At 66.4% G+C, this 14,251-nt stretch carries 14 protein-coding genes and 1 tRNA gene; 10 read left to right on the top strand and 5 right to left on the bottom strand.

Annotation, left to right across the window (positions count from 1 at the left end):
* Positions 1 to 3 precede the first annotated feature (3 nt).
* The 9 genes from O5O53_RS11355 to O5O53_RS11315 all read left to right on the top strand — a co-directional run bounded on the left by O5O53_RS11355 (position 4) and on the right by O5O53_RS11315 (position 8,569).
* The gene (locus O5O53_RS11355; protein ID WP_269512118.1) at positions 4 to 1,251 is read left to right on the top strand and encodes a M1 family metallopeptidase; all 1,248 of its coding nucleotides are present in this window, start codon (positions 4 to 6) and stop codon (positions 1,249 to 1,251) included.
* Positions 1,248 to 2,426 (top strand): hypothetical protein, encoded by a 1,179-nt coding sequence (locus O5O53_RS11350; protein WP_269512115.1) that lies wholly within the window; start codon positions 1,248 to 1,250, stop codon positions 2,424 to 2,426. Before O5O53_RS11355 ends, O5O53_RS11350 begins: the two co-directional genes overlap by 4 nt.
* A gap of 6 nt (positions 2,427 to 2,432) precedes the next feature.
* Positions 2,433 to 3,416: a dTDP-glucose 4,6-dehydratase gene (gene rfbB, locus O5O53_RS11345; RefSeq protein ID WP_269512112.1), complete on the top strand. Its 984-nt coding sequence runs from the start codon at positions 2,433 to 2,435 to the stop codon at positions 3,414 to 3,416.
* A 1-nt stretch (position 3,417) separates the two neighbouring features.
* Positions 3,418 to 4,728, top strand: coding sequence for a sugar nucleotide-binding protein (locus tag O5O53_RS11340; protein ID WP_269512110.1), 1,311 nt, complete (start codon positions 3,418 to 3,420; stop codon positions 4,726 to 4,728).
* Positions 4,729 to 4,814: 86 nt separating this feature from the next.
* A complete protein-coding gene (locus O5O53_RS11335) occupies positions 4,815 to 5,759 on the top strand; it encodes a hypothetical protein (RefSeq protein WP_269512107.1) in 945 nt (314 codons plus the stop codon).
* A gap of 91 nt (positions 5,760 to 5,850) precedes the next feature.
* On the top strand, positions 5,851 to 6,714 hold the full coding sequence (gene rfbA, locus O5O53_RS11330; protein WP_269512104.1) for a glucose-1-phosphate thymidylyltransferase RfbA: 864 nt from the start codon (positions 5,851 to 5,853) through the stop codon (positions 6,712 to 6,714).
* 4 nt (positions 6,715 to 6,718) lie between these two features.
* On the top strand, positions 6,719 to 7,516 hold the full coding sequence (locus tag O5O53_RS11325) for a glycosyltransferase (RefSeq protein WP_269512101.1): 798 nt from the start codon (positions 6,719 to 6,721) through the stop codon (positions 7,514 to 7,516).
* A 13-nt stretch (positions 7,517 to 7,529) separates the two neighbouring features.
* Positions 7,530 to 8,219: a polyprenyl-phospho-N-acetylgalactosaminyl synthase PpgS gene (gene ppgS, locus O5O53_RS11320; RefSeq protein WP_269512099.1), complete on the top strand. Its 690-nt coding sequence runs from the start codon at positions 7,530 to 7,532 to the stop codon at positions 8,217 to 8,219.
* Positions 8,216 to 8,569 (top strand): DUF2304 domain-containing protein, encoded by a 354-nt coding sequence (locus tag O5O53_RS11315; protein ID WP_269512096.1) that lies wholly within the window; start codon positions 8,216 to 8,218, stop codon positions 8,567 to 8,569. Before ppgS ends, O5O53_RS11315 begins: the two co-directional genes overlap by 4 nt.
* On the opposite strand, the gene O5O53_RS11310 is transcribed toward O5O53_RS11315, so the two are convergent.
* The 3 genes from O5O53_RS11310 to O5O53_RS11300 are packed head-to-tail and all read right to left on the bottom strand — an operon-like array spanning position 8,566 to position 11,118.
* Positions 8,566 to 9,186: an MBL fold metallo-hydrolase gene (locus O5O53_RS11310; protein WP_269512093.1), complete on the bottom strand. Its 621-nt coding sequence runs from the start codon at positions 9,184 to 9,186 to the stop codon at positions 8,566 to 8,568. The two genes, O5O53_RS11315 and O5O53_RS11310, sit on opposite strands and share 4 nt — an antisense overlap.
* On the bottom strand, positions 9,186 to 10,283 hold the full coding sequence (locus tag O5O53_RS11305; protein ID WP_269512090.1) for an S-(hydroxymethyl)mycothiol dehydrogenase: 1,098 nt from the start codon (positions 10,281 to 10,283) through the stop codon (positions 9,186 to 9,188). Before O5O53_RS11305 ends, O5O53_RS11310 begins: the two co-directional genes overlap by 1 nt.
* A 10-nt stretch (positions 10,284 to 10,293) precedes the next feature.
* Positions 10,294 to 11,118: a GDSL-type esterase/lipase family protein gene (locus tag O5O53_RS11300; RefSeq protein ID WP_269512087.1), complete on the bottom strand. Its 825-nt coding sequence runs from the start codon at positions 11,116 to 11,118 to the stop codon at positions 10,294 to 10,296.
* A 53-nt stretch (positions 11,119 to 11,171) separates the two neighbouring features.
* Here O5O53_RS11300 and O5O53_RS11295 point away from each other — a divergent pair, with 53 nt between their 5' ends.
* Entirely contained in the window at positions 11,172 to 12,797 is a 1,626-nt protein-coding gene (locus tag O5O53_RS11295; RefSeq protein WP_269512083.1) for an AMP-binding protein, read from the top strand.
* Here the strand turns inward: O5O53_RS11295 and O5O53_RS11290 are convergent.
* Both O5O53_RS11290 and O5O53_RS11285 read right to left on the bottom strand, forming a co-directional pair.
* A tRNA-Thr gene (locus tag O5O53_RS11290) sits at positions 12,797 to 12,869 on the bottom strand. The genes O5O53_RS11295 and O5O53_RS11290 overlap by 1 nt on opposite strands.
* Before the next feature lie 66 nt (positions 12,870 to 12,935).
* Entirely contained in the window at positions 12,936 to 14,135 is a 1,200-nt protein-coding gene (locus tag O5O53_RS11285; protein ID WP_269512081.1) for a DNA polymerase III subunit delta', read from the bottom strand.
* Positions 14,136 to 14,251: the final 116 nt, after the last annotated feature.

The raw sequence follows: 14,251 nt of genomic DNA, 5'->3' as shown, positions 1-14,251 counted from the left end.
GATATGAGTAACCTGAGGCTTCGCTCCACCCCCATCCCCGGCACCCGCGACCGCTACACCGGCGTGGAGTTCAACCTGGGCTTCCACGTCACGCACTACAACCTGGATTTCGACTACAAGGTTGCGCCGAACCGTCTCGAAGCAACTGCGACCCTGACGCTGAACACCTGGCGCGAGCTGAACCACCTCACCCTCGACCTCACCCAGGGCCTGTCGGTGCGCCGCGTGGAGGCGTCTAACGGCTTCGTCGTCAAGCGCTACCGCCACCACGGCGGCAAGCTGCGCATCACCTTCGACCAGTTCATCCCGGTGGACACTGAGCTGCAGCTGACCATCCGCTACGCCGGCTCCCCGCGCCCGCGCCGCACCGCCTGGGGCATGCTGGGCTGGGAGGAGCTGGACAACGGCGCACTGACCGCCAACCAGCCCAACGGCGCGCCGTCCTGGTTCCCCTGCGACGACACCCCGGACGAGAAAGCCACCTACACTTTCAACGTGCGCGCGGACCGCGGGTACGTCGCGGTGACCAACACCACCGCCCGCCCGATGGCGACCTACCTGGCGACGGTGCAGGTGGGCCAGTTCCACCGCGTTGATTTAGGGCGCAACACGGTGGCGTGGCTGCCGGCGGCGACTCAGGTGGGCGATTTGGACAAGCAGCAGGCCATGCTGGACTACTTCGAAACCGTCTTCGGGCCCTACCCGTTTGAGAACTACCAGGTGGTTGTGCACGAAGAAGAGCTGGAGATCCCGCTCGAGGCCCAGGGGCTGTCCATCTTCGGCGTGAACCACCTGCGAGGCAACGAGCGCCTCATCGCGCACGAGTTGGCGCACCAGTGGTTCGGCAACTCGCTGGGCATCGCGCAGTGGGAGGACATCTGGCTCAACGAAGGTTTCGCCTGCTACGCCGAGTGGCTGTGGGCGGATTTTACGGGGCACATGCCTATCGACGCCTCCGTGCGCACCCACTACGACAACATCACGCCCATGCGGTTTACCCTGGCCGACCCGGGCGCGCGCGACATGTTCGACGACCGCGTGTATAAGCGCGGCGCTATCACGCTGCACGCGCTGCGCCGCAAAGCCGGCGACCCGGCGTTTTTCGCCGCCGTGCGCGACTACGTGGCCCGCGGCGCCCACGGTGTGGTGGAGCCCTTCGACCTGGTCAACGCGTTCGCGCGCCAGGGCGTCGCTGTCGGTGACGTGATCGACGCGTGGATCAACCACCCCGAGCTTCCGGAGTGCCCGTGAGAAACCTCTCCCTGGCCACCATTTTCGCCGCGGCCAGCGGGTTTGTGGTCATGTGGATCGCCAGCTGGGCGCTGGACGCGGAGCACGGCTACAACTCCTTTTTGGCCTACTGGGGCCTGTTTTTCGCCTGCACCGGGCTCATCGACGGCATCACACAGGAGACCACCCGCGCCGTGGCAGCCTCCCGCGAAATGGACGTGCGCGGCAGCGCCAACCCGTGGAAGCTCGGCGCTGCGGTCGGCACGGTTGTCGCGGCGGTGGTGCTGCTGGCGGGGCTTTTCGCTATGAGCCGCATCGTGCCCACCCACCCCGGCACGGCCACGGGCTTGTTGGCGTTGGGCCTGATCAGCTACGCCTTCCAGGCGGTGCTGTCCGGCGTCTTGAGCGGCTCCGGGCTGTGGAACCGCTACGCCGCGCTGGTCGCCCTGGACTCCGGGGTGCGCCTCGTGCTGGCCGTGGTGGTGTGGGCGCTCGGCGGCGGGCTGGTGGAGTTTTTGGCCATCACCGTCATTGGCGCGCTGAGCTGGGCGGTGATCCTCGCCTTCGCGCCGGTGCGGGTACACCTGGACGTGGACCGCGGGGCGTTTCTGCGCCGCGTCGGCTCCGCCATGGTGGCCTCCGGGGCGTCGGCCGCGCTGATCACGGGCTTTCCCACCGCCGCCTCCGCCGCCTTCCCCGCTGCAACCGCGGGTGCGACGGTCGCCGCGATCAACAACGCCGTCATGCTCACCCGCGCCCCTGTGCTGGTGCCGCTGCAGCGCTTCCAATCGGCGCTGGTGGTGCGCTTCGTCGAGCGCCGCGGCAGCATCTACAGGGCGCTCGCCGCGCCCGTCGGCGCGATCTTGGGCGTCGGCCTCATCGGCTTCGCGGCGGCCTGGCTGATCGGCCCGTGGATCCTGCGGGTGGCGTACAAGCCGGAGCTGTTCGTGGGCGGCCTCACGCTGGGCCTGCTCACCTTCGCCTCCGCGTTCATGGGCATGCTCATGATCACCGGCGTGGCCGTGCTTGCCTTGGAACGCCACGGGTTCTACGTCGCCGGCTGGCTCGCCGCCACCGCCACCGCGTTCGCCGTGCTCTTCCTCGCGCCGTGGGGCGTTGCCACAACCGTGGTGGTGGCGCTATTCGCCGGGCCGATCGTCGGCGCGCTCGTGCACCTGGCGGGCCTTGTAAGGTAGCTGGCTATGGAACGTTTGCTGGTCACTGGCGGTGCGGGGTTCATTGGGGCGAATTTTGTCCGGCAGGCGTCGCAAAGCTTTCGCGTCACCGTCGTGGACAAGCTCACCTACGCAGGCAACCGCGCGAACCTGCCCGAGGGCATCGAGTTCGTCGAGGGGGACATCTGCGAGCAATCGCTTATCGACGAGCTCGTGGCCGCCAACGACACCGTCGTCCACTTCGCCGCCGAATCGCACAACGACAACTCACTGCGCGACCCGTCCGCGTTCGTGCACAGCAACCTTGTCGGCACATTTGCGCTGCTGGAGGCGGTGCGAAAGTTTGACAAGCGCCTGCACCACATCTCCACCGACGAAGTGTTCGGCGACCTTCAGCTCGGCGGCACTGACGCGTTCACCGAGACCACGCCGTACAACCCCTCCTCGCCCTACTCAGCGACGAAGGCCGGCTCCGACCACCTCGTGCGCGCCTGGGTGCGCTCGTTCGGGGTACGCGCGACGATCTCGAACTGCTCCAACAACTACGGCCCCTACCAGCACATAGAGAAGTTCATCCCCCGCCAGATCACCAACATCCTCACCGGCCAGCCCGCCAAGCTCTACGGCACCGGCGCGCAGGTGCGCGACTGGATCCACGTGGACGACCACAACGACGCCGTCCTGGCGATCCTCGAGCGCGGGCGCATCGGCGAGACCTACAACATCGGCGCGAGCTCTCCCGGTTCCGCGCACGTCACGAATAAGCAGGTCATCGAGACCATCTGCGAGCTCATGGGCGGCGAATACGTCCACGTCGCCGACCGCCCCGGCCACGACCAGCGCTACACCATGGACGCCACCAAGCTGCGCCGCGAGCTCGGCTGGGCACCGAAGCACACGGACCTGCGCAGCGGGCTGGAGCAGACCATCGCCTGGTACACCGACAACCGCAGGTGGTGGGAAGACGACAAGGCAGGCATCGAACGCGGGTACGCGGAAAGGGGACAGTAAAATGACCACCATCGACGGCCTCGAGGTCCACCGGCTCACTGTCCACGAGGACAACCGCGGCTGGTTCAAAGAGAACTGGTCCGGCCAAAAACTCACCCCGAAGCAGCACAACGTCAGCTTCAACGCCCGGCGCGGCGCGACCCGCGGCATGCACGCCGAACCGTGGGACAAGTGGGTCTCCGTGGCCACCGGCCGCGTGTTCGGCGCGTGGGTGGACATGCGCGAAGGCTCCGCCACGTTTGGCGAGAAGTTCACCTGCGAGATCGGCCCGGACACCGCCGTATACGTCCCGCGCGGCGTGGCCAACGGCTTCCAGGCGCTCGAGGACAACACCACCTACATCTACCTGGTCAACCAGCGCTACTCCCCCGGCGGCGCGTTCTGCTCCTACAAGGAAATCGCCTGGCCGCTCGAGCCCACCGAGCTGTCCGCCAAGGACCTCGAGCACCCCATGCTTATCGACGCCACTCCGCTCCCCCCACGCCGCATCCTCGTCACCGGCGCCAACGGCCAGTTAGGGCGCGCGCTGCGCCAGATTTGGCCCGAGGATCAGGCCCACTTCGTGAGCCACGACGAGTTCGACATAACGAACCCGCCCAGCATCGACTGGGCGGACTACTGGGCCATCGTGAACTGCGCCGCCTACAACGACGTCAACGGCGCGGAGGACGACCGGGCCGGGGCATGGGCGGTGAATGCGGCGGCGCCGGCGGAGCTTGCGTCGATAAGCAATGCCCACGACCTGACGTTGGTGCATGTTTCCAGCGACTACATCTTCGACGGCAGCGTCGAAGTGCACGACGAGGCGGAGGTGCCGTCGCCGCTGAGCGCGTACGGCGCGTCGAAGGCCGCGGGCGACACGGCGGCGCAGGTGGCGCGGAAGCATTACGTGGTGCGCACGAGCTGGGTGTTCGGCGACGGCCGCAACTTCATGTCCGTCATGGCCGACCTGGCTGATCGCGGCGCCGCGCCGAAGGTCGTGTGCGACCAGCGCGGGCGCCCCACCTGGGCCGAGGACCTGGCCAAAGGCATCGCGCACCTGCTTTCCACCGGCGCGGAGTACGGGGTGTACAACATCACCTCCGACGGCGACCCCGTCACACGCGACGAGATCGCCATGGCCGTGTTTGTCGCCGTCGGCGGCGACCCAGCGGACGTCCACCCCGTGACCACCGAGCAGTACGGCGCCGAATTCGGCGTGGAAGCGCCCCGCCCGCGCGAATCCACCCTGGCGCTGGACAAGATCACAGCCGCGGGTTTCAGCCCGACGAACTGGCGCGCGGCGCTGGCGCTCTACGTCGCGCTGCGGTAGCTAAACCGCACCCGAATTAAACCCGGACAGGACGCAGCTCACGGCTTAAACTTAGGGAGTCCCCAACACACTCCCAGGAGATTCCCATGAAGAAGTCGCGCCTCGTCGCCCTTGCGACAGCCTCTGCAGTCGCCCTGTCCCCCGTCGTTCCTGCCCAGGCCGCGCAGGTCGGTCCGCTGGAGCAAAACCGTTGCAAGGTGACTTTCACCGCTGCGGAGAAGGCATATCTGGAAAATCTCGACAGGGAGATCAGTGCGAAAGTCGGTGAAACGTTCTACCGCGATTTCAACCTCGCCCTCGAGAATACGTTTCCGGGAATTCGCAGCGTAGGCGATGATTTTGTTGCCGCCTACCAACACCAATTGACTAACCACCGTGTCGAGAGCGCATTTGAGGATGCGTTCAACGAGATCGATCTTCAGCCATACCTCAGCCGCTTGAGCTACGCCGGTCTGAATGACATCGGAGCGGAAACGTATTTAGATACTCGTGCTCGCGCCGAGTACTTCAACGACATGCGCGTAAGCCCAGATGAAGTTGTGCCGAGTAACTACTCAGACTACTACGTTGACGCAAAACTCAGCGAAGACTTCGAAGACGGAAACATCGGTGCCGTAATCCTGTTTATTTTCCTTGGACTCGGTGGCGTTATCCAAGATGAGAACCAGGGGGCAAAGTTCTACAACTCTTTTGATAAGACCCAGACCGGCCGTCACTTCACTGCGCTGAATCCATACCTCCGCGCTGAGAATGCCGCGTCGAACACTTGCCTCGGCGGCGGTAACAGCACTGTGAAGTACCCCACCGGTAATGTTACGAAGCCGACGCCTAAGCCAGCACCGAGCAAGCCGAAGCAGGACTCCAAGCCATCCGACCAGAACGCCGACAACAACGCCGGTGAGGCCAAGGACGAGAAGGGCTCCTCCACCGCCGGCATCGTCATCGGTGTCATCGCAGCTGTGCTCGCGGTCATCGGCATCGCAGCGATTGCAGCCCCGCAGCTGGGTATCCAGATCTCAGGCCTGGGCTAACCCTCCCGCCGCAACACCCGATGCCGCACCGAGCGACGTCGGGTGTTTTGCATGTGAAGGCCCGCATACTGGCCAACTAGACTTCCCTGTCATGAAGGGCATCATTCTCGCCGGCGGCTCGGGCACGCGCCTGTACCCGATCACCCAGGGCATCTCGAAACAACTCATGCCCATCTACGACAAGCCGATGATCTACTACCCACTATCCACGCTGATCAGCGCGGGCATCAGGGAGATTTTGATCATCACCACGCCGGAGGACCGGCCGAACTTTGAGCGTCTGCTTGGCGACGGCTCACGTCTCGGCATCATGCTCCACTACGCCGAACAACCCCGCCCGGAGGGGTTGGCGCAGGCGTTTTTGATCGGCGAGGAGTTCATCGGCGACGACTCGGTGGCGCTGGTGCTCGGCGACAACATCTTCGACGGCAGCGGCATCGCTCAGGTGCTCGGCCAGGTGCGCGACATCGACGGCGGGGCGATCTTCGCCTACGAGGTTTCGGACCCGCAGCGCTACGGCGTGGTCGAGTTCGACACCTCCGGCACCGCGCTGTCCATCGAGGAGAAACCGGAGGCGCCGAAGTCCAACTTCGCTGTGGTGGGGCTGTACTTCTACGACAACGACGTCGTAGAGATCGCCAAATCCATCGCACCGTCGGCGCGCGGGGAGCTGGAGATTACCTCCGTCAACGAGGCGTACCTGCGCCGCGGCGACCTGAAGGTGCACCGCCTGCACCGCGGCGACGTGTGGCTGGACACCGGCACCATCGACTCGATGAGCGAGGCCAGCGCCTACGTCGAGGTGCTGCAGAAGCGCACCGGCACCGTCATCGGCTCGCCGGAGGTGGCGGCTTACCGCGAGGGCTTCATCGACGCCGCGCAGCTGGAAGCCTTGGGCGAGCAGGTGTTGAAATCCGGCTACGGCCGCTACCTCATCGACGCAGCAAGGGACTAAAACAATGGCGAGGATTACGGCACTGGTGACCGTCTACCACGGCACCGACGCGCACGATCTGCAGCGCGCCCTCGACTCCCTGCGGGCACAGACGCGGCCCGCGGATGAGCTGGTCATTGTGGCTGACGGGCCGGTGGGTGAGGGGGTGCGGGAGGTCGTCGCAAAGCAAGATGCCCGGGTGATCTGGCTGCCTGAGAATGTGGGCGCGGGCCCGGCGTCGCAAGCCGGGCTGGCCACGATCGATTCCGAATACACCGCCCGCCTGGACTCCGACGACGCCGCGAAACCGACACGTTTCGCCCGGCAGCTCGAGTATTTGGAGGCGCACCCGGAGGTGGCCGCGCTGGGCAGCGCCGTTGAAGAGTTCGCGCACACCCCGGGAGATACCGGCAAGGTGCGCGCGCTGCCGGAGAACCCGCACGCCTACGCGAAGATGAACTCGCCGGTGAACAACCCCTCGGTGATGCTGCGTACCCGCGCCGTCAAGGAGGTCGGCGGGTACAGGGACGTGCACTTCATGGAGGACTACGACCTCTACGCGCGCCTGATCGCCGGCGGCTGGCAGGTGCGCAACCTGCCCGAGGCGCTGACGGACTTCCAGGTCACCGACGCGCAGTTCGCCCGCCGCACCGGCCGCGAGATGCTCGCCGCGGAGGCAAAAATGCAGCGCAACCTGGTCTCCTACGGGCTGATTTCGCGCCCGCGGGCCGCGTTCAACCTGGCGGCGCGCACCGCGTACCGCGCGCTACCCACAGGTTTGCTCCGGCGCGTGTACGCCGCTTTGTTCCACCGCGGGAGGTAACCTAACTTCCGACATGAGCGGATTTTCAGACACTTGGCTGATCGTGCCTTGCTACAACGAGGGCACGGTCATCTTCGACGTGGTCACGCACGCGCGCGAGACGTTCCCCAACATCGTGGGCGTCAACGATGGCTCCGCCGACGACTCGGCGGCGCAGATCCGCGCCGCCGGCGCCCATTTGGTGGATCACCCGGTCAACCTGGGCCAGGGCGCGGCGATCCAGACAGGCGTGGAGTACGCCCGCAAACAGCCGGGCGCGCAATACTTCGTCACCTTCGACGCGGACGGCCAGCACCAGGTCAAAGACGTCGTGCGGATGATTGAGCGGCTGCGCACTGAGCCGTTGGACATCATCGTCGGCACGCGTTTCGCCGGCCAGGACAATTCGCAGGTGCCGTGGATCAAGCGGGCGGTGCTGAAGACGGTGGTGATGCTCTCGCCGCGCACGAAAAAGCTGGGGCTCACGGACGCCCATAACGGGCTGCGCGCGTTCAACCGCAAGGTGGCTGAGGAGATGAACATCCGCATGAACGGGATGTCGCATGCCTCGGAGATCGTCTCCATGATCGAGAAGCACGGCTGGCGCGTGGACGAGGAGCCGGTGGACATCCTCTACACGGAGTACTCGATGTCGAAGGGCCAGTCGCTGATCAACGGCGTGAACATTCTCGCCGACGGGCTCGTTGCAAGGAGGTTGCCATGATTCAGGCGTTGTTGCTGCTCGCGGTTGTCGCATTGGCCTGGTACTTCTTTGCTAATCGACGCAAAGCTAACGCCAAAGCCTGGGTAAAAATCGGCTTCGCCCTCATGATGGTGGCGGCCGTGTGGGCGATTGCCCGCCCCGACGATGTGACCGTCGTGGCGAACTGGCTGGGCGTGGCCCGCGGCACCGACCTGATGCTGTACGTGCTGGTGGTGGCGTTCTTCTTCGTCACCGTCTCCACGTGGACGCGTTTCCGCGAGCAGGAGTTGCGCTACGCCCGCCTGGCCCGCGCCGTCGCGCTGCAGAACGCGCAGGCGCCGGATACGGGAGACGCGGGCCAGCAGCGCTAGAAGCCGCGCCGGATCCACTCCTCCAGGTGCGGGGCTTCCGCGCCGATGGTGGTGTGGTCGCCGTGGCCGGTGCGCACCACCGTCTCCGCCGGCAGGTCCAAAACGGATTTCTGCAGGGAGCGGATGATGGTGTCGAACGAGGAGAACGACCGTCCGGTCGCGCCCGGCCCGCCCTGGAACAGGGTGTCGCCGGAGAACAGTTCGCCGGCTTCCTCGGCGTAGATGACCACAGACCCTGGCGAGTGGCCCGGGGTGGACATGACGCGCAGGTCGGTGCCGGCGATGGTGAACGTGGCGCCGTCGAGAAGCTGGCGGTAGTGCGCGCCCGGGTTCTGGCGCTGCCACAAAAAGCCGTCGGTGGGGTGCAGGTACACCGGGGCGTCCACAAGCCGCGACAGCTCGGGCGCGGCGTCGATGTGGTCGGAGTGGCCGTGGGTGGCCAGGATGCCCTTCACGCGGCGGTTGCCCACCGCCTTGGCGATGGCTTCGGCGTTGTGGGCGGCGTCGATGATGTAGACCTCGGAGTCGTCGCCGACGATCCAGACGTTGTTGTCCACCTCCCACTCGCCGCCGTCGAGCTTGAACAGGCCGGAGGTGACGACGTTGTCGATGCGCATTAGAACTCCACCACGCTTCGCAGCACGTCGCCGCGCTTCATCTTGGCGAAGGATTCCTCGATGTCGCCCACGCCGATGCGCTCGGAGACGAACTCGCCCAGCGGGAAGCGGCCCTGCTTGTACAGCTCCACGTACGTGGGAAAGTCGCGCTCCGGCAGGCAGTCGCCGTACCAGGCCGGCTTGATGGAGCCGCCGCGGGCGTACAGGTCGATCGCGGGGATGTCCACGTGGTCCGTCTGGTTGGGCACGCCGACCATGACCATGCGGCCGGCGAAATCGCGGGAGTAGAACGCCTGGCGCCAGGTGGGCTGGATACCCACCGCGTCGATGGCCACGTCGGCGCCGAAGCCGTCGGTGAGCTCCCGCACGGCTTCGATCACCTCGTCCTCGCCCATGTCCTTGGCGCAGATGGCGTGGGTGGCGCCGAACTTCTCGGTGGCAATGTCGCACTTTCGCTTATCGACGTCTACAGCCACCACCGTCGTCGCCCCCGCCAACGCCGCACCGGCCACAGCCGCAAGTCCCACACCGCCGAGGCCGAAGACGACCACGGACTCGCCGCGCTGCACGTCACCGGTGTTCACGGCGGCGCCGAGGCCGGCCATGATGCCGCAGCCGAGCAGGCCGGCCGCTGCCGGGTCCGCCTCCGGGTCGACCTTCGTGCACTGCTTTTCGTGCACGAGGGTCTTCTCTGCAAACGAGCCGATGCCGAGCGCGGGGGTGAGCGGAGTGCCGTCGTCAAGCGTCATGCTCTGCGAGGCGTTGTGGGTGTTGAAGCAGTTCTTCGTGTCGCCCTTGCGGCAGGCGCGGCACTCGCCGCACACCGCGCGCCAGTTCAGCACCACGAAGTCGCCTTCTTGGACGTGGGTGACGTCCTCGCCGACCGTTTCCACGACGCCGGCCGTCTCATGGCCGAGCAGGAACGGGAACGCGTCCTCGATGTCGCCGTCGCGGTAGGCCAGGTCCGTGTGGCACACGCCGGTGGCCTGGACCTTGACCACGACGTCGTTGGGGCCGGGTTCGGGGATCACAATGTCCACGACCTCGACCGGGGTGCCCTTTTCGCGGGCGATTACTCCTTGAACAGTCTGTGTCATGTCCCCAAGACTAGGAGCGGGCGATGACGTTTGCCACGTGCTCGTGGCCGCGCTGGTTCACGTGGATGGGCAGGTTGCCCGGGCCGCCGTAGAAGTCCACCAGTCCAGCCCACATGCGCTTGTTGTCGGGGGCGCACATGTTGTTGTGCCACGTGGACGGCTTCAGGTCCAGAAATTCCACGCCGGCGGCGCGGGCGGCGTCGACCTGCATCCACTGCGCGAGGTTCTCCCAGCGCTGCACGTCTTGGAAGCGGGTCCAATCGGAGACGTTCGGGGCGATGTGGAACAGGCACACGCGGTCGCCGGCGGTGATCTTCGGGTAGCCCACGATCTGGATGCGCGCGTTCGGCGCCGCGGCGCGGATGCGGTTGATCTGCGGGACCATGTAGCGGGTGAAGTCGCGGCGGATGTCGGCGTCCGGGCGCGAGGTGTTGTTGTACGTGTCGTTGAAGCCGACGGAGATGATCACGCGCGCGGTCGCCGGGGACAGCCCGCGGTCCGCGATCGCGCGGTCCACCTGCTGGAACAGGCCCGGGCCCTTCGAAATCGTGACCACGCCGGTGCAGGAGTAGTCGCGGGCGGCCAGGCCGAGCTTGGCGGCGGAACGCTTGCCCCAGTTCGTCGGCGAGGTCGGGCACCAGGTGCCGTTGTCGGAGCGCCCGCGCGGGTCGAGCCCCAGCTTGCCGGCGGCCCACTGGCCCATGTTCGGGTCGGAGATGACAGAGTCGCCGAAGATGACCATGTTGCGGTCCTGCGCTTGCGCCGCCGGGGCGAGCGGGGCGAGAAGCGTGGCCGCCGCAACGAAGGCGGCGGCGATGCGGCGGGAAAATGACACGGCGAAATCCTTTCACAGGGGGAACTTGCGTAACAGTAGGCTACATTATCCACATGCGACCCACCCACCGTCCGCTGTTCTTACTCAAGTCTTTCGCCCGCTTCGTGCCCGCCGTTACACGCGCCGGCTTCGTCAGCGCCGAAGGCGGCCCCCGCGCGGCCCTCGCGCTCGCACCCAACCTCGCGCGCTACTGGTTCACCACCGCCCGCGAGGTCGAACAAGGTGCCGCCGCCGCACCGGACCGCATCGCACTTATCGACGACACCGGCGTCCTCACCTACCGCCAACTCCGCGACGACTCACGCTCGCTGGCCAAATGGCTCCTCGCGCTGCAAGACGAACGCGGCCTAGACGAGCTTCGCATCGGCGTGATGGCACGCAACGGCCGCGGCATCATCCTGCCGCTGGCCGCCAAAGGCTACGCAGGTGCGCATATCTTCCTGCTCAACATCGGCTCCTCGCCGGAGCAGCTCGCCGGCATCTTCGCCGAAAACGACATCAACGTCCTGTTCATCGATGACGAATTCGCCGACCGCCTCCCCGCCAACACCGACGGCATCACCATCGTCCGCGCCCACGAAGACGGCGGCGAGGGGCTTTCGATTGGGCAGGTGGTCCGGAGGGACGTCGATAGGCAACTGCCCCGCTGGCCGAAACACGGCAACCTCGTCCTGATGAGCTCCGGCACCACCGGCATCCCCAAAGGCATCGTGCGGCCCGAACCGCGCATGCCGTTCGTGATCGCCGGCTACCTCGAAGCCATCCCGTGGCGCGCGGGCGACACCGTGCAACTGACCGCGTCGATCTTCCACACCTGGGGTTGGTCCGCCCTGCAGGTTGCGCTGGCGACGCGCTCCACCATCGTCACCCGCCGCATCTTCGACCCGGAGGCCTGCTTCCACGACATCCAGCGCTACCGCTGCGACGGGCTGATCTCCTCGCCCATCTTCTTCAAACAGATGCTGGACCTGCAGGAAAACTACGACACGTCCTCGCTGCGCTACCTCGCCTCCGCCGGCAACGCCGTCAGCCCCGCGCTGCTGCGCCGCACCACGGAGCGCTTCGGCCCGATCCTGGCCAACATCTACGGCTCCACCGAACTCGCCCTCGCCGCGGCAGCCTCGCCCGAGCAGATGCAGGCCGACCCCACCACCGTGGGCAAAGTCCCGCCCGGCACGGTGCTCAAGCTTTACGACGACCAAGGGAAAGAAGTCCGGCCCGGCGAAACCGGACGCATCTTCCTGTACAACGAAACCGCGCTGCGCGGCTACACCAACCCCGCGACCGAGATGGTGGAGATCGACGGGTTGGTGGAGATGGGCGACCTGGGCTACCTCGACGACGACGGGTACCTGCACGTGCAGTCCCGCAACGACGACATGATCATCGTCGGCGGCGAAAACGTCCACCCGCAGTCCGTGGTGGAAGTGCTCGAGGACATGCCGGGTGTCGGCGAGGTGTACGCGCACGGCGTCGACGACGAGCAGATGTTCAAACGCATCGCCGTGTGGGTGGTTCGCAGCGCCGACATCACCGCCGACGCGGTGCGCGACTGGGTGCGCGCCCACCTGGCCGACCACTCCATCCCCCGCGACGTGCACTTCGTCGACGAGCTGCCGCGCAACGCCGTCGGCAAGGTTGTGCCGCGGTTTTTGCCCGGTTTAGGGCAAAAAAATTGAGCCACCTGCGAGAATCGAACTCGCGACCTTCTCATTACGAGTGAGATGCTCTACCGACTGAGCTAAGGTGGCCGGGCATACAAAGATGCACCACCGCGAAAGTGTAGTGCAGCCGGGGAAAACTAAGAAACCGGCAGCTCAGGACACTTTGCAGGCGAGCCGGATCCGGCCCAGCATGCCGTTAAACGCCACCGCCGGCTGCACCTGCTGCGCCAGCCGCTCGCGGCACTGCGCGATCGCCTCCTGGCATTCCACCAGGCCCTCGGGCGTGGTGCGCTCCGCGATCTCGCGCGCCAGACCCTCGTAGTCCGGGTGGATCAGGTCCAGACCCGCGCCGGACTGGACGATCATGGCGTCGCGGTACACCCCCGCCAAATCCACCAGGACCAGGTCGAACATGTCGCGCTTGCGGCGGGTGCCGCGCTTCTTCTGCTCCTCTTCGAGCGCTTTTATCGACGACGCAACGCCCCCCAACGCCTTGCCCGCACCTTTGCCCTTCGCGCCCATGCCGAGCGCGTTTTCCAGCTTCGCGCGCTCGGCTTCGTCCTCGGCCTTGTGGGCCTCCACGGCCTCTTTCTCCGCCGCCGTGACCAGCGCACCGACGGCCTGGAACGCCTGCGCGCCGTGGAACACCAGCTCCGCCAAATTGATCGCCATGGAGCGGCGCTTCTGCACCTGGTCGGAGCGCACCAGCAGCCGCGCCCGGCCCACGTGCCGCATCGTCGCCGCCGCGGCAAGCCGCGCGTCGTGCTCGGTCGCGCCCTCCTCCTCGACCAGGATGCGCACAACCTCGTCCTCCGTTGGCGCCGGCACGTACAGGTGGCGGCAGCGCGACCGCAGCGTCTGCGAGAAGTCCTGCGGGTCCGCCGACGGGGCGCACATGATGATCACGGTGTGCTCCGGCGGCTCCTCCACGGTCTTCAGCAGCGCGTCGGCGGCGTCCGTGTTCAACCGGTCGGCGTTTTCGATGACGATGACGCGCCAGGCGGCGACCGTCGGCAGGCGGGCCGCTTGCGGCACGATCGTGCGGCGCACGTAATCCACCGGGATGTTCACCCGCTGCGGCACCACGTGCAGCAAATCCGTGTGCGAGCCCGCCAGCGCTAACCGGCACGCCTCGCAACGCCCGCACCCGATCTCCACCGGGTCCGTGCACATCAACGCTGCCGCGAACGCCAACGCGGCCTGCGAGCGGCCCGCCCCCGGAGGGCCGGTGAAAAGCCAGGCATGGGTCATGGCGTAGCCGTCGCCAAGCCTTGCGGCCTTCGCCGCGGACATGATTGTCTCGCGCACCGCCGGAGTTCCGGCAAGCCGCTCACTGACGCTACGGGTAGTCACGGATGATCACAGTACCCGCGCGCTAAGGTGATACACCATGAAACGATTCTGGCGCGAGCTGCGGTGGCTCTGGGGCACGTCATGGCCCCTGTACGCCGCGACCGTGCTGGGAACCA

The organism is Corynebacterium faecium (genome assembly GCF_027257105.1).
Taxonomy (GTDB): Bacteria; Actinomycetota; Actinomycetes; order Mycobacteriales; family Mycobacteriaceae; genus Corynebacterium; species Corynebacterium lehmanniae.
This window is presented reverse-complemented; position numbering and strand designations above follow the sequence as displayed.

Excerpts from the sequence above, each read along its gene's own strand:
- O5O53_RS11355 (WP_269512118.1), top strand. The coding sequence starts at position 4 with ATGAGTAACCTGAGGCTTCGCTCCACCCCCATCCCCGGCACCCGCGAC.
- rfbB (WP_269512112.1), top strand. The coding sequence starts at position 2,433 with ATGGAACGTTTGCTGGTCACTGGCGGTGCGGGGTTCATTGGGGCGAAT.
- O5O53_RS11340 (WP_269512110.1), top strand. The coding sequence starts at position 3,418 with ATGACCACCATCGACGGCCTCGAGGTCCACCGGCTCACTGTCCACGAG.
- O5O53_RS11335 (WP_269512107.1), top strand. The coding sequence starts at position 4,815 with ATGAAGAAGTCGCGCCTCGTCGCCCTTGCGACAGCCTCTGCAGTCGCC.
- rfbA (WP_269512104.1), top strand. The coding sequence starts at position 5,851 with ATGAAGGGCATCATTCTCGCCGGCGGCTCGGGCACGCGCCTGTACCCG.
- O5O53_RS11325 (WP_269512101.1), top strand. The coding sequence starts at position 6,719 with ATGGCGAGGATTACGGCACTGGTGACCGTCTACCACGGCACCGACGCG.
- ppgS (WP_269512099.1), top strand. The coding sequence starts at position 7,530 with ATGAGCGGATTTTCAGACACTTGGCTGATCGTGCCTTGCTACAACGAG.
- O5O53_RS11315 (WP_269512096.1), top strand. The coding sequence starts at position 8,216 with ATGATTCAGGCGTTGTTGCTGCTCGCGGTTGTCGCATTGGCCTGGTAC.
- O5O53_RS11310 (WP_269512093.1), bottom strand. The coding sequence starts at position 9,186 with ATGCGCATCGACAACGTCGTCACCTCCGGCCTGTTCAAGCTCGACGGC.
- O5O53_RS11305 (WP_269512090.1), bottom strand. The coding sequence starts at position 10,283 with ATGACACAGACTGTTCAAGGAGTAATCGCCCGCGAAAAGGGCACCCCG.
- O5O53_RS11295 (WP_269512083.1), top strand. The coding sequence starts at position 11,172 with ATGCGACCCACCCACCGTCCGCTGTTCTTACTCAAGTCTTTCGCCCGC.